Origin of the sequence: Bradyrhizobium sp. CCBAU 45394 (assembly GCF_028128655.1) — a bacterium.
Lineage (GTDB): Bacteria > Pseudomonadota > Alphaproteobacteria > Rhizobiales > Xanthobacteraceae > Bradyrhizobium > Bradyrhizobium diazoefficiens.
In genome coordinates, this window is the sequence record NZ_LBIX01000156.1 from 58,620 (window position 1) to 79,782 (window position 21,163).

Below are 21,163 nucleotides of genomic sequence, written 5' to 3' on the forward strand. Positions count from 1 at the left end.
AGGGGGCTGCATAAGTATCTTGCAGGGAATTGCCATGGTAGGCGCAATCCGGCCGGTAAGCGTCGCCACCTTAAACGAACCATGCTCGCTATCGCGGATAACGCCATTATTGCGGCAAAATAATTGTCCTCAACGAGTGGGATCGCGCCTATTCGCGCTCCAAGAGCAACCCCAGGCTGCTCGCCATCTCTTTGACGGAGGTCAACGGTCGTCTGAGAATTCGCGCGACCCTGCTCGCCGGCTGTCCTTGATCAATCAACCCTCGCAATTTGTGCCGTTCAACGGCCGTCCAAGCGCGTTCACTTCCGTTGCGAATACGTCTCGAAGCAGTCTTGGTTTCGGTCGAGCCGTCCTGAGACTCACTTTGAGGCGGCATGATCACTCCGTCGCTGACGATGCAGCTTGTTACATGAACATCAGGAAACTCAACAAAAGTAAAGATGGCAGGCTCGCGCGCGAGCCGGTCCGAATGCAATCACGAAACAACGCGCTCGGTTTGACAGGTTCTCCGGGAAACACGTTAGGTGCACCGCTGACTTAACGCCCAGAAGATACCAAGCCTTGTTCAGGGAAGGCGCGCAGGCACACTCCAGGATCGAGCAATCTCGCCTTCGCTGCCCAAGAACAAGTGCGTTCATGCTTCCTCGCCATCACGGTGCAGCATGGATGTCATACGTCATGGACGAAATTTGAAAACACCTGTCGCGCGTCTGGATGGATAATGGATATCCTGAAATCAATACGCCGACGGATGTTCGCCCTACAATCCATCTCCAAGCATTTCGAGAAGCGCGACGGGAAGCAGTTTCCGGCGCTTCAAGAGGTCGATCTTGAGATAAAAGCCGGCGAATTCCTGTCGATCATCGGTCCGTCCGGTTGCGGAAAGACGACCCTCCTGAACGTCGTCGCCGGCTTCATCAAGCCGACCTCGGGCCGCGTGCTGAAGGAAGGCGCCGAAATCGCCGGCCCCGGTCCCGATCGCACGATGATGTTTCAGGACTATGCACTTTTTCCCTGGCTCACGGTTGCCGACAACATCGCCTTTGGATTGGGTGCGCAGAGATTGTCGGCATCCGAGCGAGACGCACGTGTCCGTCACTTCATTTCGCTCGTCGGCCTGGATGGGTTCGAGAAGGCATATCCGTCTCAGTTGTCAGGTGGTATGCGGCAGCGGGTCAGCATTGCAAGAGCCCTTGCTCCGGACCCCGAAGTCGTTTTGATGGATGAGCCATTTGCAGCTCTGGATTCACTGACACGCGACCGGCTTCAGGAGGAGTTGCTCGCAATCTGGTCTCGCGCGCACAAGACTTTCGTGCTGATTACGCACAATGTCGAGGAAGCCGTGTTCCTGAGCGATCGGGTGGTCGTGATGGGATCTCGGCCCGGGCGTATCCACTCCGTCATCGACATAAGGGTCCCCCGCCCACGCGCGCCAGAGATCCGCGTCCGTAATGCCCTGTTCCTTGATCTCAAGCACGAGGTGCTCGATTTGCTGGGGCGGGTCACTCCAACAGCGGAGCATCATTGATGTCGCTGTTGCAGGCCGGCGCCCGCTCGCAGGAGCGAGGCAGCGCACTCACTGATCTCGTCAAAACCAGGCCGACCTCGCTCCCCTTTGCGCAAGTGAAGTATTTCGTGCCGCTGCTGGTGCTGCCCGTACTGTGGGAGATCGGCGTCCAGTCTGCGATCATTAACGGAAACCTGTTCCCGCCGCCGTCCGCGCTCGGGGCCGCGGTGTTGGACCTGGCGCGCGCCGGCATGTTGTGGCGCGACGTCTCTGCCAGCATCCTCAGGGTCCTAGTCGGCTTTTCGATCGCAACTGTCGCAGGAGTTGGTCTCGGCCTTCTTCTGGGGCGTTTATCGGAGCTGGCCCGGTACGTGCTTCCGCTGATCGAGGTCATTCGTCCCATCTCCGTCATTGCATGGATTCCGATCGCGATCCTGTGGTTCGGCCTCGGCGATCGGCCCGCCTGGTTCCTGATCGCGCTCGGCGCGTTCTTTCCAATCTTCACCAGTACCTTTGATGGTGCTCGCTCACTTGCGGATGTCTACGTCCGCGTCGCTCGTTGCTTTGCTGCGCCACGCGGATTGTTTATCCGCCAGGTCCTGCTGCCGGCGACGCTACCGCACATCCTCACGGGAATGCGCATAGGGCTCGGCACCGGCTGGACTTGCGTCATCGCCGCCGAATTGGTCTCGGCAACCTCAGGCCTCGGCTACATGATCCAGCTCGCGCGGACCACGATCGAGACCGAGAAGGTTCTCGCCGGCATGCTGGTGATCGGCTTGATTGGCTTTGCCATGAATAGCCTGATGCTGCTTATCGAGCGCCGACTTACGGTGCGCCAGGGGCTGCCCGATTGAATTCCTTTAGACTATTGGATGGGTTGATGTCATGAGACGCAGAACGTTCCTGATTGGCGCGGGCACCGCCATTGGCGGCCTTGCCGCAGGTTTCCCGATGCCGGCGATCGTTGCCGCCCAGAGCAAGGCCTTGACCAGGATCACGCTCGGCTACCAGAGCCTCTGGGCCGGAGGTGGCGAAATCTTCGAGGCATTGCGCCATACGAACATTCTCGAGCTCAACGGGATCGAGGCCGAGTTCAAGACTTTCACCTTCGGCGGACCGCTGGGTGAGGCGGCCGTCGCCGGAAGCATCGACAACGTCTATGCCGCGGACGCGCCCACATTGCGCGCGATTTCACGCATTCCGGGCTCCAAGGTGCTGCACCGAACGCACGATCAGCGCTTCGGCATCGTCGTCCGCAACGATTCCAAAGGCACCACGCTGGCCGACCTGAAGGGAGCGAAACTGTCAGGGGCTTTCGGAACGACCGTGTTTCCCCGAAGCATTCAGGCGGTGGTCGCGGCCGGGATCAAGGAGCCGTTCAAGGACATCACGATCATCAACCAGGATATTGCCGAGCAGGCTGAATCCCTCAAGAGTGGGCTCGTCGATGCCGTCACCACGTGGGATCCGACCTACGAAAGATTGTTGCAGCAGAAGATCGGCAGGGAGCTGTGGCGCGATCCAAAAGGCGCCTCCGGCATTCAAGCATTGAGTGGGCCTTGGCTCGCCCGGAATGGAGAAGAGGCGGCGATCCGATTTCTCAAGGCATGGATCTTGGCGGTATGGTGGACTTCGAACAATCTTCCCCAGGCTGACGAATGGTTTGCGCAAACCTCGCGCCTGGACGCCAGCCTGTTGCGGGCGGCAACCGATGCCGATCGTTATCTGCGCGCGCCAGTAAAGGACGTCAAATCGCTCGATTTTGTCGTCTCTGATGCCGAAATCTCGGAAAGTCAAAAGGTCCTCGACTTCCTGCACGAGCAGAAGCTGCTCACGGCCCGCCTTGACGCTGCGTCTTACTATGACCGCGGGCCCGTCACCGTCGCGCAAAGGCAGATTGCAGCCGGCGATTTCCCGGACCCCGCCAAGATCAAGATCTTGGGCTGACAGTGAAAAAAATGAACGGCCGCGTCACCGCCGTTGCCTGAATCGGAACTGAAATGAATCGAGATCCTCGCTTCCACGAGACGCCATCCCCGGCGGACTTCGACGATAGCCCGCTCGCGTGCGTGCTGCGCCAGCCGATGATCCTCGGCCTGTTCCTGCCGACACAAAGCGGAGGCTGGTCCGCATCCGCGGCGCCTCGCTCGACATCGTGGGAGTTCGACTACAACGCAGCACTCGCGGTTCGTGCCGAGGAGCTGGGCTTCGATCTGGTGTTTGGTTTGTCGGAATGGGTTCGTGCCGGCGGCTATGGCGGCAAGATCCGGTTTCGAGAAGATTCGATCGACCCGTTCATGACGGTCACGGCGCTCGCAGCCCTCACCAAACGATTGCTGTTGCTCTCGACCATCCACATCCTCTACGGCCCGTGGCACCCGATGCATCTGGCACGTTTTGCGGCCACCGCCGATCACATTTCCAAGGGACGCTTCGGCATCAATGTCGTGACCGGGTTCTCTCCGGCAGAACCGCTCATGTTCGGTATGCGCCGTCAGGAGCATGACCTTCGCTACGAGATGGCGGATGAGTTCATGTCCATTGCGAAGCGGCTTTGGCAATCGGAGCATAATTTCACATATGAAGGTCAATTCTGGCGCCTTGAGGAGGCGTTCGTGCGTCCCAAGCCGCGCTACGGGCGGCCTATTCTTGTGAGCGCAACCGGCTCACCCGCGGGATTTTCCTACGCGGCGCGGCACTCCGATATCGCATTTATCACCAGCCCGGCAGGCGCCAACGTCGAGCGGGCAATCGAGGCGCTGCCGGCTCATACGGCCAAACTCAAGGCTGAGGCAGCTAGCTTCGGCCGCAACATTCGCACCATCATCAATCCGATGATCGTCTGCCGGCCCACGGAAGCAGAGGCGAGGGACTATTTCGACGAGATCATTCGCCAGGCGGACATGGAGGCGGCCGCCGGGTACGCCAACCATTTCAAGAGCGGCGACAGCAAGGCTTGGGCCAATCACGTGCCGCGCGAGCGTATTCTCGGCGGAAACGTGCACCTGATCGGCAACCCAGAGCAGGTTGCGGACTGGCTCATCGCCCTGAACAAAGCGGGTTGCAACGGGATGCAGATTTCGTTCTATGATTTCCGCGAAGATCTCGAATTTTTCGGCAAGTCTGTGCTACCGCTGTTGCAGCAAGCGGGGGTCCGGCGACCGGTCTCCTAAGATGCAAGGACTAGTACATCCGTGGTTCCTTCATTGATGTCACCAAGTACTGATCATCATCACCTTCGATTTGGTCGGTGTTTGCCTTGAAGGAAAATCACCGCCATCAGGGCTCCGGCCCTCCTCTTTCACTCAATGCCGCTGATTGTGCGACAAACTGCGGCCCGCTCGCGTCCGCCGCGGCCTTGCGCCGGGTTCGCCCGAATCATCATTCAGATCACAGTCTCGATTGGGGCTCCCGTTCGCGGCCCTGCGCGCGGCGCTAATTACCACTCTGACCTCGAGAGTGGTGCTGGCGATTGTCCCTCCCTGTAGACTGGACGTTTGCTGCACCTCTTCATCGCTCGCCGCAAGGATTTCCTCGCTCAGCGCTTCGAGCAGGCGGGCCAGATCGCGGCTTGGATACCAGCGTGTCATCACTTGCTCCAGTTCCGTTGGTCGCGCAGCAGGGTGCGTCGCATTCGTCGTCGCGTCCTGTGAACTCCGTCATGCCGACCTCCTCAACCGCACATCAATCCACAATCCATCCTAACCGATCCGCCACCGCACCGTGATTTAAGCGATGTTCCAGCCGAGAGCCGCGCAGGCCCGGCAACCGGGCTCCTGTTTGGCGAACACCCCCCGCTGCCTCGGCGCTGATCCTTGATCCGGCCGCAGGCCTGAAGCCATCAACCCGCAAGGGGTCGGCTTACGCTGAAGCGTGCCGCCGCTTCGTCTTCGCCTGCGCGGTGATTGCGGCCTACAGCCGGATTCATCGGGCGCCTGTCGCGCGGGGATGGTCCCCGCCTCAGAACAGGAGCCGGACCGATGTCTCAAAGCCTTGCCTTCGCCAACGCCTGGAGCCTCGCCACCACCCTCATGGTCTGCGTCGTTATCTTCCGCACCGGCATGGGCGGATACGGCGTCATGCCGGCCACCGAATACGACGGCGATCCGGCCGACGTGATTTACGAATTCGATCCCTTCCGATGACGAAGAGGGCCGCAGATCGTCGGCCGGCGAGCGGAGGCCCTTTCGGATTTCCGCTCCCTGTCGCCGCCGTTTATCGCTATGCTGTCGGTTGCGCCGTGGTGGTGGTGGTGGAAGGCGCGACCGTCAGACCTTTATCTCACGGAGACCACCACCATGATCATCTTTGGACCACTGCTTGTCCTCGTTGGCATCGGCTTCTTCTGCTGCTTGCTGTTCACGCTCGCTGTTTTCGCACTGCCTTTCTTCGTTGGCCTGACGATCGGCACCTGGGCCTTCCATACCGGCGCCGGAGTGCTCGGTGGCGCAGCAGCAGGGCTCATGGCGGGCGGTGTGACCATTGGCATTGGCCAACTCGCGCTCGCCTTCGTGCAACGGACTTGGCTTCGACTCTTGATCATCCTCATCTATGTCGCGCCTGCTACCTTCGCCGGTTACAGCGCGACGCACGGAATCGCCCAGATGGGGATATCTTCACCCGCGTGGCAGACGGTTTTCGCGGTCGTCGGGGCTGTTGCCGTCAGCATCACGGCCCTGGTTCGCTTCACCGGGATGGCCTTAGACGAACCAGCAAGACAAAGCGTGGCGCGAGGCTGACATCAGTGCTGGGCGCCCGGCAGGACCTAGTCAGACCGGGTATTACGACGGCTTCTAAGCACTACCGGCAATCGATGTGGACGCAGACACAATCAGCATCATGGGACGCTCCAATTCTTCGGCCAATTGCGGCATCTGCTGGATCTGCTCGCGTGTCGGGGCAAACTCCTCGACCCGCCGAATTTGAAAGCCCGCGCTGATCAGCGTGTTCAGGGTCGTGCCAAGCGTCCTGTGGTATTTCAGAACGTCCTTGGCGAACCAGTCCGTCCGACGTTTACCCTCGACGGAATATCGATTGACCGGCCATGTTTTGCGGCCCTCCTCATCGGAAATCCAGTGCGGATGTGCCGCGGCCATGAAGATCGGATGCTCAATTGTAAAGACGAAATGCCCATCAGGAACCAGTGCCTTGCGGATCACCTGCATGAGGCGGCCAAAATCCTGAACATAGTGAAAGGTCAGTGCGCTGTAGGCGAGGTCGAAAGCCGTCTCAGGTAGATCAAGTGTGTCGAGATCGGCGATGCGATACTCGATGGCCGTATCCGCTGTGTCCATCCTAGCACGCTCGATCATGTTCTGCGACAGATCGAGACCAAGAACCGAGGCCGCGCCCTGCTCACGCATCCAGCGCGAGGCCCAGCCGAAGCCACATCCCAGATCAACGACACGTTTCCCGCCCAGATCGGGCAGCATAGCTCGGATCGCGGGCCATTCAGGAGCGCCGTCCAGCCCATGCACCTGCCGGGGCAACTGGCTGTAGCCAGCGAAGAAATCGGAATTGTCGTAAATATTCTGCGCCATGTCTGCCTGCTGTTCGGCTTTTCGCTCTGCCTCGGACGGTTCCAGCAGATCCAAGCAGAATTGTCGCAGTCTACGACGCGTCATGATCCTACTCAAATCAGCTGCACAAAAGGCATCTTGAATCGGCGGGCTTCTCGCGCCGAAAACGAAAAACCCCGGCATGAAGGCCGGGGCTCCCGTGATGCCACGGCGTACATCCGGCCGCGACAACCAGGCAACAGTTAGCACGCGGCTTTCGAAGAAAATGTGACCTTCGCGTCCGCGTTCTTGAACGTCGGCCCATTTCAAGGTGCTTGTACGACCAGCACGTCGGGCATTTTATTTCCTCTGTCCAAGACCTGCGACCGCGCGAGACAACGGATCCCTTCAGGCTACTATTCGCGCGGAGACTTGCGACCGGATCGTTGATTGATTTAGATATGAACGTGTTTTTCCTTTTTGGAGCAAATGACGTGGCGTTAGGGACTGTTAAGTGGTTCAACCCGACGAAAGGCTATGGATTCATTGCGCCGGATGATGGTGGCAAAGATGTTTTCGTGCACATCTCTGCGGTAGAGAAGGCCGGCTATACCTCGCTCGTTGAAGGCGCGAAGGTCAGCTACGAGCTGGTGACGAACCGCAGCGGTAAACAAGCAGCAGAAAATCTCCGTCTAGGATAAGTGCAGCTCGACGTCCTGGCATACTTTGAGCTAGCCTGAAGCTCGTGGTTTTGAGACCTTTGGAAGATATCCCAGTTGGCGCTCGAGGGCGGCCAAAGTCGAGCGGGCTGAATCCAAACGTGCGGTCGCCTCGGTTAGGTTGGCCCACGCTTCGTCTTGCCGCGAGACAGCTGCCAAGCCGATCTTAATGCTATTCTTAAGACACCGCCGGTCTTGACTGCGTAAGGCGCGCCCCAATTCAGGCAGTATCCTGGTCAGCGCTCGATGCGCGGAACGTTCTTTTCGCTCCAGGCCGTCGACCACGGCGAGGGCCTCGCGATAGTGCCGTATCGCTTCGACGGTTCTGTCTTCGAGGGTGCTATTGTCGCTCATTTGATTCTCTTCTTCCTCGAACTCTTAACGGGCATCGTCATGCACGAGATCCTCCGTGGGCTGCGCGGCTAATACGTCGTGACCTCTGCGCCGTCCGAGGAAGGGCCTGGCGACGGCCGATAGCGTCACATTGAAAGGGCGGATCAGGCATCCAGCGTGCTCGCGATTCTTGTCTTTGAGCTACACTCAGAGCGGCCCAAGCGTCGAGGCTCGACCGATCATCGCAGAGTGGCAGTTTCGTGGCAGTCCTTGTGCGGCATCGACCAAACGGCGACGGATCACAGATACGGCCAGCCGCTCTCGTGAATGTGGTGTGCTGTCGACGCGCTATCGTGGAAGCGGAGATCCGTCCACCTGCAATAAAGAGAGCTCATCACCATTGGATTCGGTTGCGCCAGCCAACTCTTTCAGTGGGACTCGCAGATCGCCACGTTCTCCTTGATGTCAGCTCTGTTCGGACCGAGCGCACCAAACGGCCTCTTCGATGGATAGATCTGGCCGAAGGACGGCTGACGCCTCGACCGCCTATGGCGCAACGGCGCCGATCGACTTTCTTCCCCTGCCGGCTGCGCCGTCATTCCTCGCGAAACAAGAAAGTCGCTCTGCTGCCATCCTCCGCTGACGCTTCGGCCCCTTCGGGGTGCGCCGTCGATCGCCTCCGGCCTGTCGATCACCATCGAGGCCGCAAGGTGCGGGCTCGGGAAACAGAGATCAGGAGAATTACCATGGCGACCATCGGCACCTTCAAGAAGACCGGCAACAACGAGTTCAACGGCCAAATCGTGACCCTCTCGCTCCAGGCCAGGAACGTCCGGATCATCCCCGAAACCAGCCGCTCGGGCGACAACGCTCCCAGCCATCGGGTTTACGTCGGCCGTGTGGAGATCGGGGCCGCCTGGTCCAAGCGCTCCAACGAGGGCCGCGACTATCTCGGTCTCAAGCTCGACGATCCGAGCTTCACCGCACCGATCTTCGCCAACCTCTTCGACGACGAGGACGGTGAGGGCTTCAGCCTGATCTGGTCCCGACCCAGCCGTCGCAACGGCGACTGAGCCGATCCGCGATGCCTCGCCCGGCTGGCCCGGGCGGGGCATCGCTAAGCTCAAGAGCAGGCCCCGCAGAGCTTGGTGAGCCGGTGCGCATGCCGGATCGATTCCGATCAGCGAGCGCGAGCCTGGCCCGCCTTGATCGGCCGTCTTTGATTGGCCTCCAATACGGTTTCGACGATGTCTGCCCAGTCGGGGCAGATTGCGACGAGACGATCCAGCACCGTAGGATCCCGCTCGATCTGGCCGAGCGCCTGAGCGCGCCATTGGTCGTTGAAGCTGATGCTCATCAACCCCAAACATTCGACGACCGAACTGTCAGGCGGCAAGTGTTCCAAGATTGCCGTCACTATGCCGGTCCATTGTTGAAGTAGACGCCAATGCTCAGCGGCCGGTCCGCTCTCCAACTTCTCTTGAAGGAGATCAATCAGCAAGAGGAAGCGAATCCGCCAAGGTTGGGGCCTGAGGTCCCCGACGTAAGCGTCCACGACCTCGCGGATGTCGGCTGGCAAGTGCTCGTACAGGGTCATAAGCCCACTCCATCTCACTCAGCACGCCCTTCCATCCCTGGACAGGTATGCGTCTTTGGAGACAGACCAGATTTACGCAAAGTCGCCTATCAACTTATGCGTGACGCAATGCCGAGTTGATTCATAACGTGCCAAGGCTGCGATGGAGCACAAATTCGTCACATCATCGAGCGCGATGAGGATGAACCGCCGTTCGTTTGATCAGATCGGTTGCTTCGACCCCTAGCGCCTCCGCGATTCGGCCGAGCACGGTTACGCTGGCCGACACATCGGCGCGTTCAATTGCGCCGACGTAACGGACACTTAGCCCGGCACCATCGGCCAACTCTTCCTGCGTCATCTCCTTCTTATGGCGTATCCGACGCAAATTGATCGCCATGACCTCCTTGAGATCCATGGCGACAAGGGAACTCACATCGGAACGATCATTCCAGGAACGATCGTTCCGATTCGTACCGAGCCGTGTTATTCATATCGTCTGGCTTGGGCCGAGTTTGCCGCTTGCGGGGAGCGCTGCGATGCGATCTGCGCATCACGGCACAAATCGCGTGCGGCGATTTCCCAGCTTGCAAAGTTCCGGAGCTTAGATGAATTCTAATCGCTGCATCAATGCTGAGGAGCAATTGCAATGAACGAAGCGCCATTCCAGGACAGTCCGCCAATAACTGATCGCGTCAATGCCTATGACGAGAAACATCTTGCAATCTACGTTCGGTTGTTGATGGCCGAAGAGGAGGGCGCCGACTGGCGTGAGGTGGTCAGTGTGATCTTCGGCCTCGACCCCGCGCGCGAACCGGATCGTGCCAGACTCGTCCATGACAGCCATCTCGCCCGTGCGCGATGGATGTCGGAAGCCGGATATCAGGACCTTTTGGAACCGCGGATGCAGTGAACTGCGCCCCTGACACGCAAATTGCGATCTCGCGTGATGCAACCTAGAGGTCTGGTCTCTCGTGCCGTCTTTACGCATCGTGGTGTGGGGCACATAACAAAAAAGACGAGAAGACAGACCATGCCGACCCAGTACTGGCGCTCGCCGGAGACCATCGAACGCCTGAATCGCCTTGAGCGTCCGGGTTTTGCCCTCGAATTCCTTCGTCGCAATGCCGACTACCGCCGCGACTTCGCCCGCACTGAGCGCCAAATCGCGCGCGGCGACTCCGATCCCAACACCATCCGAACGATTTTCGCACGTCGATGGAGGTTGCGGTGTCGCCCATGACCCCGTCTCTCCGGTTGGGCCCGAGGCAGCCATTTGGCTTCCCGAGGCATCACCGGGAACTTTGATCCTGGAGCCAGCGCCGCCAGGCTTCGATATTCCCCGTTCGATTGATCGCAGCGCTTTTGGGCAGTCGCTCCTCGAGCAGCCCGATGCTGATGGTCGCGAGTTGGTGATCGCCGACGGCTCGGGCGAGTTGCATGTCCGCTTGCGCGACGAGCAGGCCGCGCTCAGGCCTGCCGTGCTTCTGCCGCTCGACAGCATGGGCGAACTGCGGGCCGACGTGGTGCTACACTTCGCGCGCCGCCTTGCTGGCCAGCGCTCCGGTCTTCTGCCGGCGGCTCTGCGGCTGACGTCGTTCCAGAAACGGCGATTGATTCAGTTACTGCACGCCTTCGACGTCCACGACCTGGGCGGCGGCCCGCGAGACGTGGCAGCGAAGGTGCTCGCCTCCGAACATGCCCAGCGTCGTTCGGTCGAGTGGAAGGATTCTCATGCCCGCCGTAAGGCGAACCGGCTCATTCACGATTCAATCGCTTTGGTCGAGCGCGGCTATCTCAAACTTCTGCGCGGCCTCTGATCGGCTCCCCGATTCCTTCAAGCCATCGACCTGATGAGTTAGTTGCGCCCCGCTAGTACGCCTGGCTTCGCTTGGTTGCGACGAAGGGGGGACACAAACGTACGTCAATTTTCGTCCACCCCCAACGCCTGAACTCTCCGCCACTCTGGCCCGGACATGCCGCGACTTGGCCGCGGCGCTTCGAGGCAAGACGGAGATCTCCCATGCTCGATAGGCCCGCGCAACTCTCAACCCGCTACGTGCGCACCCCCGAGGCCGCGCGCCTCCTCGGCATCTCGCCGCGCACGCTTGAGAAATATCGCTGCCACGGCAATGGTCCGACCTTTCGCAAGCTCGGAGGCCGCGTCGTCTACGCGATCGGCGATCTCGAAGCATGGGCCGATCAGGCCGCCTGCACTTCAACGTCGGATCCTCGCTATGTCGAGGCCCGCGCCGCAGGCAACGCGCATCGCTAAGGCAACGCCCGCCATGTCGTCGCGCCGCCTCATCACGCCCAGCGAGCGAAGCAAGCTCGACCCGTTCGTTGTCGCCACCGGCGACGCCAGCCCGCGCGATCAGCGCGACCTGATGGAGCGCCCGTTCTTTTCGCTCGCCAAGGCCAAGCGAACAAGGCCGATCCTCTACCAGACCGGCGATGTGTGTGTCGAAGTCTATGCAGTTCCTGAGCACGGTATGGCCACCATCTGGGATGCCGACGTGCTGATTTGGGCGGCCAGCCAGATTGTCGAGGCCGAGAACCTCGGTCTGAAGACCTCGCGCTTCCTGCGCTTCACACCCTACCAGCTTCTGACCGCAGTCGGCCGACAGACCGGCGCCCGCGACTACAAGCTCTTGAAGGGGGCATTGGCTCGCCTGCAGGCGACCGTCATCCGCACCAGCATCCGGCAGGGGGAGCATTGGCGGCGCCACCAGTTCTCATGGATCAACGAATGGGAAGAATGCGCGCGGCAAGACGGTCGGGTGGAAGGCATGGAATTCGTCCTTCCGGATTGGTTCTATCGCGGCGTCATCGATCGCTCACTCGTTCTCACGATCGATCCGGCCTATTTCAGCCTGACCGGCGGGATCGAGCGCTGGCTCTACCGCGTCGCGCGCAAGCACGCCGGCCATCAGCCGAGAGGATGGCTGTTTGAGGTCGCGCACCTCCATGCGAAGTCGGGTAGCCTGGTGCGTGTCTCTGATTTCGCGCTGCAGATCCGGCGCATCGCTGCGCGTCAGCCGCTTCCCGGCTACCGCTTGTGCATCGAGTGTGAAGCGCGCCGCGAATTGCTGCGTATTCTGCCGACCAAACTGTCCACTGCCCCTGTGGACGGCGCTGTGGAAGCGCTCGGGACTTCGCACGCAAACAGCATCGGGATTCCGCACGCAGCCCTATCGGGACTTCGCACGCGCGAACCGCAACTAACGCTTTGGCCGGAAACCGTGATTCCGTGCCTTAACTTAGAGTCTAACTTAGAATCTAACTGTTGTAGTGGGCCAGTACGTCTTGCGGATAATGCGGATGCTCGCGCTGAGCCGTCAAGCAACCACCCAAGCCAACCATCTCTGCCGCTTCCAGGTCGCAAGACGGGAGCCAAGCGATGATTGTCGCCGTGCTCAATCAGAAGGGCGGTGTCGGCAAGACCACGCTCGCCCTGCACCTCGCCGGTGAATGGGCGCTGCGCGGAAAGCGTGTGACGCTGATCGATGCTGACCCCCAGGGCTCGGCATTGGACTGGTCGCAGCAGCGTGCGAGGGAGAACGTCGCACGGTTGTTCGGCGTCGTTGGCCTCGCACGAGATACGCTGCACCGCGAGGCACCGGAGATCGCACGCTCCGCCGATCATGTCGTCATTGACGGGCCGCCGCGCGTCGCGGGACTGATGCGTTCGGCGCTGCTGGCGGCGGATCTAGTGTTGATCCCCGTGCAGCCGTCGCCATTCGACGGCTGGGCCTCGGCCGAGATGCTCGCTCTGCTGCGAGAGGCTCGCATCTATCGTCCGCAGCTTGCCGCTCGCTTTGTGCTCAACCGCTGCGGCGCGCGCACGATCATCGCCCGCGAGACGGCCGAAACTCTCGCCGACCACGATCCGCCGGTGCTCGCCAGCACGATCGGACAACGCGTGGTCTTTGCTGACGCCGCGCAGTCCGGACGGCTCGTCTTCGAGTTCGCCGAGCAGAGCGCCGCCGCCCGCGAAATCGCCGCGCTCGCGGCAGAAGTTGCGAGGTTCGCGCCATGAGCGAGCGCTTCACCAAGCGCGGCTTCGTCTCGCGTCCCGGCGATGCCGAAAGCTGGGTCAAGGCCAGTGACGCACCGCCACGAAGCGTGAATGAAGCAGCGGCATTCACCGCGCGTTTGACCATCGACATCACGCCGGCGCTGCGCGGCCGCATCAAGGTCGCCGCGTTCCAGCGCGGCGCGACCGTTGCCGACATGCTCCGCGAATTGCTCGCGCGAGAATTCCCCGCTAACGCCGGAGAGCCGTCATGAACGACAACGAGGCCTTGCCGCCGCGCGCCGTACCTCCGTCGCATCGACGTGCTGTTGCGCTCACCCATGTCGAGCTGACCTGGATCGAGAAGCGGATCGAGCACTGGCTGCGCTTCGGCCGTCGCGCGGAGGAGAAGATTCTCGACCGTCGCCGCAGCGTCTCAAGTTTTGCGCCCGGCAGCATCTTTGGCTTCGTCCGCTGGGCATCGAACGACTATAGCACCGTGGTGTCGCGCATGGATATCGTGCGTGCCGTTGAGGCCGGCCAGCACTATCAGACGCTGCCATTCGTCCGTCCCGGCGGCGAAATCCTGCTGCGCGTCGATAGCTGGCCGAAGGTCGAGCGCGTGTTGCAGGCCGTCGACGCTATTGAGGCGCTCTCCATCGATCCGGCTGACGCCGCACCCGAATACTGGCGGCATCTCCACAATCGTCTCGCTGCCGACCATGTGCCGCGCGCCTACACGCGCGAGCAGCATATCGCCTGGCTCAAGCGCCGGAGCGTCACGCCATGACCCGCTTCGGCTATCTCATGTTGACCTACCTTGCGGCGCTGGTCGCTGGCGCCCTGGCCCTCGTTCATCCTGCGCCGCGGCTGATTTGGAACGCTACCGCGAGCACGCCAATAGGGCTCTACGCGCTGCATCCGCTCGGAGAGCTGCGCGACTTGGAACTGGTCGCGGTACGGCCGCCGGAACCGATCGCCAGCTTCCTTGCCGATGGCGGCTTTCTTCCAAAAGGTCTGCCGCTGCTGAAGCGTGTGATGGCGCTGCCCGGGCAAACCATGTGCCGGTCGGGCGATGCCATCACGGTCGATGCTGTCGATGTCGGCGCCGCACACGAGCACGATCATCGCGGCCGTCCGCTGCCGCGTTGGAGCGGTTGCCATACCCTCGAACCGGGCGAGGTCTTTCTCATGAACCCGACCGTCCCAGATAGCCTGGACGGCCGCTATTTCGGCGCGCTCCCCGTCAGCTCGATCGTCGCGCGCGCAGTCCCGCTTTGGACGGACGAAGCCGCCGACGGCCGTTTCGTCTGGCGCGCCGCCACCCATTGACCCGTTTCCAACCCAGCAACCCAGGAGCTTTCCCATGGCACAAATCGGCCAGTTCACGCGCGATAAGTCCGGCTTCACCGGACGCGTTGAAACGCTGTTCTTCGAGCGGATTCTCACCCTCGTCCCGGCCGAATCCTCGGATGCCGAGAACGCGCCGGACTACCGTATCCGCCTCGGCGATGCCGATGGCCCGGAGATCGGCGCAGGTTGGAAGCGGACCGGCGAGAAGGCCGGCGATTACGTTTCGCTCGTCATCGACGACCCGGCGCTGCCGCGGCCGATCCGCGCAAATCTCTTCCAGTCGGGCGACGACAAAGCGGCCTGGACGCTGAACTGGAATCGTCAGCCCCAACGCGCCGAGCGGGACTGATTGCATGCAGGATCCTGTCGCGCGTGCCGCCAACCAGGCGCATCAACGGTCCACCCCCTTGTTCGGGGAAAAGCCCTCTCATAACTCGGGTCCACGCAACCGTCGGGCGGTCGCCACGCACAGCGGCGGTCAAACCGGTGGTCCGTGCGCACCGCCGGTAGGCAGCAAGACGCCTCGCCATGATGGCGGAGACAGGGCGAGCCTTGCCGTTCTCCTCCTTACCGGCCTGCTGGTGGTTGGCGGGCCAACGGCAGCAGTGTCCGGGCAGAGAGCACCGGCACGAAGTCAACCGGCGAGCGATCACTACGCATCTCATGTGGCAGAGGCCGCGCAGCGCTTTGGCATTCCGGCTGCATGGATACGAGCCGTCATGCGGGTCGAGAGCAATGGCGATCGGCGTGCCGTCTCACCCAAAGGCGCACTCGGCCTGATGCAACTCATGCCCAAGACTTGGGCGGACATGCGCGCGCGCTATGGTCTCGGGCGCGATCCCTTCGATCCCCGTGACAACATCCTCGCCGGCGCCGCCTTTCTTCGCGAACTGCACGACCGTTACGGCTCGCCGGGCTTTCTCGCGGCCTATAATGCAGGTCCCGGCCGCTACGAGGAGTTTCGGGATAGACACCGTCCACTGCCCGCGGAGACGACAGCCTATGTCGCGGCCATCGTCCCTTTTGTCGACGCGGAGGGAGCGCCAGGACCTCTTCTCCTAGCGGCTTCTTCTCGTTCATCCTGGACGCGGGCGCCGCTGTTCTTCGACCACGCTGACGGGCCGTCCCCTGGCGCGCGAGCGGCGCTCGATCAACCCGCACACGGCGGCTCAGTTGGCACTCCGGTGCACGATATTTCGGCGATTGCGCCGCAGTCGGAGGGCCTGTTCGTCGCGCTCTCGGCCACGGGGCGATCGCAATGACTGCACGGCATCTTCAACGTCAATGCGCGGATCGCGGTACGTCTGCACGCATCCTTGTTGCGGCGGCTGCACATCGGGCAGCTCCCGATAACAGCTGTCAGTTTCCAGGTTCGCTGGCGCCCCTTGACGAACATTCGGTTTGCATTCGAAACGCTGCAATACAGTCATACGGGCGATGCCTTCGGCCCGCGCTCTACTCGTCGCTTCGCTCCTCACCGAGCCACCCTACGGGTGTCTCGGCCCTTCGGGTAACGATCGCTATCGCAAACACTCGCAAACAGTGGGGGCTTCCGCGAGTACCGACCGAACGATGGCGAGATAAAAGGCCGCAATGTGCGGCTCGGTCGGTTGGTTGTTGTTGCTTTCCTTTTTTGCCGATCCGGCAATGTGCGGCTTCGGCGCGCAACGTGCGCCTCACCAGCAACTCATTGCGGGGATTCTGCTTTTCACACATTGCCGGGGTGGGCAATGGCTGAGGAGAACGACTTTCAGCCTCGGCCAGGCCGCATCCGCTCCGCACGGAGCCAACGCGCCAAGCCCTTCATCGCCCAGGCGCTTGCGGCGGCTCAACGCGCCGGCGGAGGCATCTCGCGCGCCGGCCATCTCGTCAGCTCCCGTCATTCGCGCTTCGGCCGGGGCCGTGTCGCCAGCGTGCGGGCAAACCGTCTGCTCACCGGTCGCTCGCGTCTGGTGACGATCAAGGCCCGGGTCGTCCGGCATCGGGCCAGATCGGCGTCGCTCGCCGCGCATCTCGGCTATCTCCGGCGCGAGGGCGTCACCCGGGACGGGGAGAAGGCCCACCTGTTCGGTCCGGACACCGAGGAGGCCGACCCCAAGGCCTTTGCCGAGCGCTGTCGGGGTGACCGGCACCATTTCCGCTTCATCGTCTCGCCCGAAGATGCGTCCGAGATGGCCGACCTCAAGGGTTTTGCCCGCGAGCTGGTCGGTCAGATGGAAATAGATCTTGGCACCAAGCTCGACTGGATGGGTGTCGATCACTGGAACACCCAGCACCCGCACGTCCACATCATCGTGCGTGGCGTCGCCGAAGACGGCCAGGACCTCGTCATCTCCCGCGACTACATCAAGGAGGGGATGCGCGCCCGCGCCCAGGACCGAGTTACGCAGGAACTCGGACTGCGCTCCGATCTCGACATCCGCCGCTCGCTTGAGCGCCAGGTCGAAGCCGAGCGCTGGACACAGCTCGACCGCCAGCTTGTTCGCGATGCAGACCGGCACGGCGTCATCGACCTCGCGCCCAATCCGGCGCAGCAGCCTGATCAGTTCCATGCGCTGAAGCTCGGCCGGCTGCGGCGCTTGGAAAGCCTCGGCATCGCTCATCAGATCGGGCCGGGCCAATGGGTCATGGACGAGGCCGCCGAGACGACCTTGCGCGAGCTTGGCGAACGCGGCGACATCATCAAGCGCATCCACCGCAGCCTGTCCGAACGCGGCATCGAGCGGGGGACCGCGAGCTACGTGCTATCAGGCGAAAGCCTCGACGTCCCCGTCATCGGACGCCTCGTCGATCGCGGTCTCGACGACGAACTCAAAGGGACCGCCTATGCCGTGGTCGACGGCGTCGATGGCCGCACCCACCACATCAGGCTGACCGATCTCGACGCTGCTGGCGACAGTGCGCCGGGCGCGATCGTCGAACTCCGCAAATTCGATGACGCGAGAGGGCAGCGTCGAGTCGCGCTCGCCGTCCGCTCCGATCTCTCGATCGAGGCGCAGGTGACAGCGAGCGGCGCGACATGGCTCGACCGGCAGGCCGTCGCACGCGACGCCGTGGCATTAGGCCAGACCGGCTTCGGCGCCGAGGTCCGCGACGCCATACAACGGCGGGCCGAGCAGCTCATCGAGCAGGGACTCGCCGAGCGCCAGGCGCGCGGCCTCGTCTATTCTCACAATCTGATCGGCACGCTGCGTCGTCGGGAGCTGGATGCTCTTGGCAAGCAGCTCGCCGCCGAGACGGGCCGACCCTTCAACCCGTCGGCCGCCGGCGAGTATGTCGCCGGCACCTATCGGCAGCGCTTCGCGCTCGCCTCCGGCCGCTTCGCCATGATCGACGACGGTCTCGGCTTCCAGCTCGTGCCCTGGACGCCCTCGCTCGAAAAGCAGCTCGGCCGGCATGTCTCCGGCGTCGCCCGCGCGGACGGCGGCATCGATTGGGGATTCGGACGCAACCGGGGGCTCGAACTTTGAGTGATCCCTCCAATCACCGACGTCAGGAAAGGGCGGCGGCCATGTCCGCTACCAAGATTCTCTGAGGGCAGGTCATCACGGTCTTTGCGATCGTTCTGCTGACGATCTGGACCGCGACGGAATGGACGGCCTGGCGGCTCGGCTTTCAGCCGCAACTCGGGCAGCCCTGGTTCGAGCTGCTCCGTTTTCCTTTCTATCTCCCGCCGGCCTTCTTCTGGTGGTGGTACGCTTACGATATGCCTATGCGCCCTCAATCTTTACTGAAGGCGCCTTCATCGCGGCATCCGGCGGCATCATCGCCGCGTCTGTCGCGATCGGCATGTCGGTCTGGCGCGCCCGCGAGGCAGAAGATGCCGAGACCTATGGCTCCGCGCGATGGGCTGCGGCAAAGGAGATCGAGCAGGCGGGGTTACTCGGGCCCGACGGCGTCGTGCTCGGCCGGTTCGAGCGCACCTACCTCCGCCATGATGGACCGGAGCACGTGCTGTGTTTCGCGCCGACCCGGAGCGGAAAGGGCGTCGGTCTCGTCATCCCTTCGCTGCTGACCTGGCCGGGCTCGGCGATCGTCCATGACATCAAAGGGGAGAACTGGCAGCTCACCGCCGGCTTCCGCAGCCAGCACGGCCGCGTGCTTCTGTTCGATCCAACCAATGCGAAGTCGTCGGCGTACAATCCGCTGCTGGAGGTCCGCCGCGGCGAGTGGGAGGTACGCGACGTCCAGAACATCGCCGACATCCTGGTGGACCCGGAGGGCAGCCTGGAGAAGCGGAACCATTGGGAGAAGACCAGCCACGCCCTCCTGGTTGGCGCGATTCTCCACGTCCTCTATGCCGAGCAAGACAAGACCCTCGCGGGCGTCGCAGCCTTCCTGTCCGATCCGAAGCGGCCGATCGAGACGACGCTCGCCGCGATGATGCGGACCGCGCATCTCGGTGAGGCCGGTGTCCATCCCGTGGTCGCTTCCGCGGCCCGCGAGCTGCTGAATAAGTCCGGCAACGAGCGGTCCGGCGTCTTGAGTACCGCCATGTCGTTCCTGGGCCTTTACCGGGATCCGGTGGTGGCGGAGGTGACACGGCGCTGCGACTGGCGAATCACCGACATCGTCGGCGAAGAGCGAGCGACCACACTTTACCTTGTCGTGCCGCCGTCGGACATCAACCGCACCAAGCCGCTGATCCGCCTGATCCTCAACCAGATCGGCCGCCGCTTGACTGAGGATCTGCAGGCCAAGGCCGGCCGGCGCCGTCTCCTCCTGATGCTCGACGAATTCCCGGCGCTCGGCCGGCTCGACTTCTTCGAGTCCGCGCTGGCCTTCATGGCGGGTTACGGCATCAAGAGCTTCCTGATCGCCCAGTCGCTGAACCAGATCGAAAAGGCCTACGGGCCCAACAACTCGATCCTCGACAACTGTCACGTCCGGGTCAGTTTTGCGACCAACGACGAGCGGACTGCAAAGCGGGTGAGCGATGCGCTCGGTACGGCGACCGAGATGAAGGCGATGAAGAACTACGCCGGCAGCCGGCTGGCACCTTGGCTCGGCCATCTCATGGTGTCGCGGTCGGAGACCGCCCGGCCACTGCTGACGCCCGGTGAAATGATGCAGCTCCCGCCATCCGATGAGATCGTCATGATGTCTGGCCTCCGTCCGATCAGGGCCAAGAAGGCGCGCTATTACGAGGACGGGCGCTTCCAGGAGCGAATCCTGGCGCCGCCGACGCTGACCAAACCCAACGACTGGCGGCCGGACGATTGGAGTTCACGGCCACTGCTGCCGCGCGCAACGGCATTAGAGGCGTCGACCGACGACCAGACGGACGACGAAGATCCAAAGACCGCGGATCGCCGCCGGCAGCTGGAACTGGTTCAAGACGTCGTGGGAAAGCGGGAACCGCTCGACAACGAGTTCACGCCTGACCTCGCCGACGAGTTCGATGAAGATGCCCCCAGGATCAGGCGGATGAACGACATGATGCAGGGCGTGGCGCGTCAAGCCTTGCTCGATCCTGGCGATGATCTCGGATTGTGAGGTGGGCGTGACCGCGCAAAAGAAAAAGGCTCAGATGTCGGTCTATCTCGATCCTGATGTCATGAAGGCGCTGTCGTCCTATGCCGCCCGGCGCGAGCAGCCGATGTCGCTTATCGCCGAAGCCGCGATCGCGTCCTTTCTTTCGCCGGACGCTGACGAGCGGCGGGAGGCCGCTACTGCCAAGCGCCTCGACCAGATCGACCGCCGGATCGCACGGCTCGAGCGGGATGTCGGGATTTCTGTCGAGACCATTGCTCTCTTCATCCGCTTCTGGCTCACCACGACACCACCACTCCCTGAACCGGTCGCCAAGGCCGCGAGGGCACAGGCCGGAGCGCGTTATGATAACTTCGTCGCCGCGTTGGGCCGCCGACTCAATCACGGTCCGAAACTGCGACAGGAAATCCCGGAGGATGTTCAGAAGAATGGCTCGGTTCGCGGTGATTAGCCCCTCCCTGCCCGAAGTCTGCAGGAAATCTGCGTGATGCCGCGCCAAAGATCCGCAAATATGCAGTAAAGGGTTATATAAGATAGTTCGTTTTCACGGCACCAAGAATCCTCTCGGGTTCTCCTTAGGGGGATTCGCCGCAGAGTGCCGTGATCCGCCGACCCACACACGACCGGACATCGGCAAACTCGCAAACCCGACAAGGCACGACGGAC

Annotated in this window: 25 protein-coding genes and 1 pseudogene; 23 read left to right on the plus strand and 3 right to left on the minus strand. The window is 62.1% G+C overall.

The window, feature by feature from the left end; all coding sequences use genetic code 11:
- Positions 1-721 precede the first annotated feature (721 nt).
- From WN73_RS17560 to WN73_RS17585, 6 genes are all read left to right on the plus strand, one after another.
- Positions 722-1,528, plus strand: a complete 807-nt coding sequence (locus WN73_RS17560; RefSeq protein ID WP_271553985.1) for an ABC transporter ATP-binding protein — start codon at positions 722-724, stop codon at positions 1,526-1,528.
- Positions 1,528-2,364 (plus strand): ABC transporter permease, encoded by an 837-nt coding sequence (locus tag WN73_RS17565; protein WP_271553986.1) that lies wholly within the window; start codon positions 1,528-1,530, stop codon positions 2,362-2,364. The genes WN73_RS17560 and WN73_RS17565 overlap by 1 nt, the downstream gene beginning before the upstream one ends.
- 97 nt (positions 2,365-2,461) lie before the next feature.
- A complete protein-coding gene (locus WN73_RS17570) occupies positions 2,462-3,457 on the plus strand; it encodes an ABC transporter substrate-binding protein (RefSeq protein ID WP_271553987.1) in 996 nt (331 codons plus the stop codon).
- A 53-nt stretch (positions 3,458-3,510) separates the two neighbouring features.
- Entirely contained in the window at positions 3,511-4,683 is a 1,173-nt protein-coding gene (locus WN73_RS17575) for an LLM class flavin-dependent oxidoreductase (RefSeq protein ID WP_271553988.1), read from the plus strand.
- Between the two features lie 807 nt (positions 4,684-5,490).
- The gene (locus WN73_RS17580) at positions 5,491-5,655 is read left to right on the plus strand and encodes a hypothetical protein (protein WP_271553989.1); all 165 of its coding nucleotides are present in this window, start codon (positions 5,491-5,493) and stop codon (positions 5,653-5,655) included.
- Between the two features lie 153 nt (positions 5,656-5,808).
- Positions 5,809-6,249 carry a hypothetical protein gene (locus WN73_RS17585; protein WP_271553990.1) on the plus strand — a complete coding sequence of 147 codons (441 nt, stop codon included), beginning with the start codon at positions 5,809-5,811 and terminating at the stop codon, positions 6,247-6,249.
- Positions 6,250-6,303: 54 nt separating this feature from the next.
- Here WN73_RS17585 and WN73_RS17590 read toward each other — a convergent pair whose 3' ends face one another.
- Entirely contained in the window at positions 6,304-7,050 is a 747-nt protein-coding gene (locus WN73_RS17590; protein WP_271554014.1) for a class I SAM-dependent methyltransferase, read from the minus strand.
- Between the two features lie 419 nt (positions 7,051-7,469).
- On the opposite strand from WN73_RS17590, the gene WN73_RS17595 reads away from it, so the two are divergent.
- The 3 genes from WN73_RS17595 to WN73_RS17605 all read left to right on the plus strand — a co-directional run bounded on the left by WN73_RS17595 (position 7,470) and on the right by WN73_RS17605 (position 9,133).
- Entirely contained in the window at positions 7,470-7,709 is a 240-nt protein-coding gene (locus WN73_RS17595) for a cold-shock protein (protein WP_249784675.1), read from the plus strand.
- A gap of 264 nt (positions 7,710-7,973) precedes the next feature.
- A complete protein-coding gene (locus WN73_RS17600) occupies positions 7,974-8,153 on the plus strand; it encodes a hypothetical protein (RefSeq protein ID WP_271553993.1) in 180 nt (59 codons plus the stop codon).
- 653 nt (positions 8,154-8,806) lie between these two features.
- Positions 8,807-9,133 carry a DUF736 domain-containing protein gene (locus WN73_RS17605; RefSeq protein WP_271553994.1) on the plus strand — a complete coding sequence of 109 codons (327 nt, stop codon included), beginning with the start codon at positions 8,807-8,809 and terminating at the stop codon, positions 9,131-9,133.
- A 107-nt stretch (positions 9,134-9,240) separates the two neighbouring features.
- Here the strand turns inward: WN73_RS17605 and WN73_RS17610 are convergent, their stop codons facing one another.
- Entirely contained in the window at positions 9,241-9,657 is a 417-nt protein-coding gene (locus tag WN73_RS17610; RefSeq protein ID WP_271553996.1) for a hypothetical protein, read from the minus strand.
- A gap of 163 nt (positions 9,658-9,820) precedes the next feature.
- Positions 9,821-10,054: a helix-turn-helix domain-containing protein gene (locus WN73_RS17615; RefSeq protein ID WP_036046501.1), complete on the minus strand. Its 234-nt coding sequence runs from the start codon at positions 10,052-10,054 to the stop codon at positions 9,821-9,823.
- 231 nt (positions 10,055-10,285) lie between these two features.
- Here WN73_RS17615 and WN73_RS17620 point away from each other — a divergent pair, with 231 nt between their 5' ends.
- The 14 genes and pseudogenes from WN73_RS17620 to WN73_RS17685 all read left to right on the plus strand — a co-directional run bounded on the left by WN73_RS17620 (position 10,286) and on the right by WN73_RS17685 (position 20,948).
- Positions 10,286-10,549, plus strand: coding sequence for a DUF2285 domain-containing protein (locus WN73_RS17620; RefSeq protein ID WP_271553997.1), 264 nt, complete (start codon positions 10,286-10,288; stop codon positions 10,547-10,549).
- A gap of 120 nt (positions 10,550-10,669) precedes the next feature.
- Positions 10,670-10,879 carry a transcriptional regulator domain-containing protein gene (locus WN73_RS17625; RefSeq protein WP_271553998.1) on the plus strand — a complete coding sequence of 70 codons (210 nt, stop codon included), beginning with the start codon at positions 10,670-10,672 and terminating at the stop codon, positions 10,877-10,879.
- Positions 10,880-10,940: 61 nt separating this feature from the next.
- Positions 10,941-11,456: a DUF2285 domain-containing protein gene (locus tag WN73_RS17630; RefSeq protein WP_271553999.1), complete on the plus strand. Its 516-nt coding sequence runs from the start codon at positions 10,941-10,943 to the stop codon at positions 11,454-11,456.
- Between the two features lie 203 nt (positions 11,457-11,659).
- Complete coding sequence (locus WN73_RS17635; protein ID WP_271554000.1) at positions 11,660-11,911, plus strand: helix-turn-helix transcriptional regulator; 252 nt, start codon at positions 11,660-11,662, stop codon at positions 11,909-11,911.
- 13 nt (positions 11,912-11,924) lie between these two features.
- Positions 11,925-13,040 carry a replication initiator protein A gene (locus WN73_RS17640; protein ID WP_271554001.1) on the plus strand — a complete coding sequence of 372 codons (1,116 nt, stop codon included), beginning with the start codon at positions 11,925-11,927 and terminating at the stop codon, positions 13,038-13,040.
- Complete coding sequence (parA, locus tag WN73_RS17645; RefSeq protein ID WP_225129103.1) at positions 13,037-13,675, plus strand: ParA family partition ATPase; 639 nt, start codon at positions 13,037-13,039, stop codon at positions 13,673-13,675. Before WN73_RS17640 ends, parA begins: the two co-directional genes overlap by 4 nt.
- Positions 13,672-13,926, plus strand: coding sequence for a ribbon-helix-helix protein (locus WN73_RS17650; protein ID WP_271554003.1), 255 nt, complete (start codon positions 13,672-13,674; stop codon positions 13,924-13,926). The genes parA and WN73_RS17650 overlap by 4 nt, the downstream gene beginning before the upstream one ends.
- Positions 13,923-14,441, plus strand: coding sequence for a DUF2840 domain-containing protein (locus tag WN73_RS17655; RefSeq protein WP_271554004.1), 519 nt, complete (start codon positions 13,923-13,925; stop codon positions 14,439-14,441). Before WN73_RS17650 ends, WN73_RS17655 begins: the two co-directional genes overlap by 4 nt.
- On the plus strand, positions 14,438-14,983 hold the full coding sequence (locus WN73_RS17660) for a S26 family signal peptidase (RefSeq protein WP_271554006.1): 546 nt from the start codon (positions 14,438-14,440) through the stop codon (positions 14,981-14,983). The genes WN73_RS17655 and WN73_RS17660 overlap by 4 nt, the downstream gene beginning before the upstream one ends.
- A gap of 34 nt (positions 14,984-15,017) precedes the next feature.
- Positions 15,018-15,353 carry a DUF736 domain-containing protein gene (locus WN73_RS17665; protein WP_109141649.1) on the plus strand — a complete coding sequence of 112 codons (336 nt, stop codon included), beginning with the start codon at positions 15,018-15,020 and terminating at the stop codon, positions 15,351-15,353.
- A 4-nt stretch (positions 15,354-15,357) separates the two neighbouring features.
- On the plus strand, positions 15,358-16,266 hold the full coding sequence (locus tag WN73_RS17670; RefSeq protein WP_271554008.1) for a lytic transglycosylase domain-containing protein: 909 nt from the start codon (positions 15,358-15,360) through the stop codon (positions 16,264-16,266).
- Between the two features lie 468 nt (positions 16,267-16,734).
- Complete coding sequence (locus WN73_RS17675; protein WP_271554010.1) at positions 16,735-18,474, plus strand: relaxase/mobilization nuclease domain-containing protein; 1,740 nt, start codon at positions 16,735-16,737, stop codon at positions 18,472-18,474.
- Positions 18,475-18,548: 74 nt separating this feature from the next.
- Positions 18,549-20,500 (plus strand): annotated as a pseudogene (locus WN73_RS17680) (conjugal transfer protein TraG).
- 7 nt (positions 20,501-20,507) lie between these two features.
- On the plus strand, positions 20,508-20,948 hold the full coding sequence (locus tag WN73_RS17685) for a CopG family transcriptional regulator (RefSeq protein ID WP_271554011.1): 441 nt from the start codon (positions 20,508-20,510) through the stop codon (positions 20,946-20,948).
- Positions 20,949-21,163 lie beyond the last annotated feature (215 nt).

What these genes read in the sequence shown, in the direction of transcription:
- WN73_RS17560 (WP_271553985.1), top strand. Translation starts at nt 722, where the DNA reads ATGGATATCCTGAAATCAATACGCCGACGGATGTTCGCCCTACAATCC.
- WN73_RS17565 (WP_271553986.1), top strand. Translation starts at nt 1,528, where the DNA reads ATGTCGCTGTTGCAGGCCGGCGCCCGCTCGCAGGAGCGAGGCAGCGCA.
- WN73_RS17570 (WP_271553987.1), top strand. Translation starts at nt 2,462, where the DNA reads ATGCCGGCGATCGTTGCCGCCCAGAGCAAGGCCTTGACCAGGATCACG.
- WN73_RS17575 (WP_271553988.1), top strand. Translation starts at nt 3,511, where the DNA reads ATGAATCGAGATCCTCGCTTCCACGAGACGCCATCCCCGGCGGACTTC.
- WN73_RS17580 (WP_271553989.1), top strand. Translation starts at nt 5,491, where the DNA reads ATGTCTCAAAGCCTTGCCTTCGCCAACGCCTGGAGCCTCGCCACCACC.
- WN73_RS17585 (WP_271553990.1), top strand. Translation starts at nt 5,809, where the DNA reads ATGATCATCTTTGGACCACTGCTTGTCCTCGTTGGCATCGGCTTCTTC.
- WN73_RS17590 (WP_271554014.1), bottom strand. Translation starts at nt 7,050, where the DNA reads ATGGCGCAGAATATTTACGACAATTCCGATTTCTTCGCTGGCTACAGC.
- WN73_RS17595 (WP_249784675.1), top strand. Translation starts at nt 7,470, where the DNA reads ATGAACGTGTTTTTCCTTTTTGGAGCAAATGACGTGGCGTTAGGGACT.
- WN73_RS17600 (WP_271553993.1), top strand. Translation starts at nt 7,974, where the DNA reads ATGCGCGGAACGTTCTTTTCGCTCCAGGCCGTCGACCACGGCGAGGGC.
- WN73_RS17605 (WP_271553994.1), top strand. Translation starts at nt 8,807, where the DNA reads ATGGCGACCATCGGCACCTTCAAGAAGACCGGCAACAACGAGTTCAAC.
- WN73_RS17610 (WP_271553996.1), bottom strand. Translation starts at nt 9,657, where the DNA reads ATGACCCTGTACGAGCACTTGCCAGCCGACATCCGCGAGGTCGTGGAC.
- WN73_RS17615 (WP_036046501.1), bottom strand. Translation starts at nt 10,054, where the DNA reads ATGGATCTCAAGGAGGTCATGGCGATCAATTTGCGTCGGATACGCCAT.
- WN73_RS17620 (WP_271553997.1), top strand. Translation starts at nt 10,286, where the DNA reads ATGAACGAAGCGCCATTCCAGGACAGTCCGCCAATAACTGATCGCGTC.
- WN73_RS17625 (WP_271553998.1), top strand. Translation starts at nt 10,670, where the DNA reads ATGCCGACCCAGTACTGGCGCTCGCCGGAGACCATCGAACGCCTGAAT.
- WN73_RS17635 (WP_271554000.1), top strand. Translation starts at nt 11,660, where the DNA reads ATGCTCGATAGGCCCGCGCAACTCTCAACCCGCTACGTGCGCACCCCC.
- WN73_RS17640 (WP_271554001.1), top strand. Translation starts at nt 11,925, where the DNA reads ATGTCGTCGCGCCGCCTCATCACGCCCAGCGAGCGAAGCAAGCTCGAC.
- parA (WP_225129103.1), top strand. Translation starts at nt 13,037, where the DNA reads ATGATTGTCGCCGTGCTCAATCAGAAGGGCGGTGTCGGCAAGACCACG.
- WN73_RS17650 (WP_271554003.1), top strand. Translation starts at nt 13,672, where the DNA reads ATGAGCGAGCGCTTCACCAAGCGCGGCTTCGTCTCGCGTCCCGGCGAT.
- WN73_RS17655 (WP_271554004.1), top strand. Translation starts at nt 13,923, where the DNA reads ATGAACGACAACGAGGCCTTGCCGCCGCGCGCCGTACCTCCGTCGCAT.
- WN73_RS17660 (WP_271554006.1), top strand. Translation starts at nt 14,438, where the DNA reads ATGACCCGCTTCGGCTATCTCATGTTGACCTACCTTGCGGCGCTGGTC.
- WN73_RS17665 (WP_109141649.1), top strand. Translation starts at nt 15,018, where the DNA reads ATGGCACAAATCGGCCAGTTCACGCGCGATAAGTCCGGCTTCACCGGA.
- WN73_RS17670 (WP_271554008.1), top strand. Translation starts at nt 15,358, where the DNA reads ATGCAGGATCCTGTCGCGCGTGCCGCCAACCAGGCGCATCAACGGTCC.
- WN73_RS17675 (WP_271554010.1), top strand. Translation starts at nt 16,735, where the DNA reads ATGGCTGAGGAGAACGACTTTCAGCCTCGGCCAGGCCGCATCCGCTCC.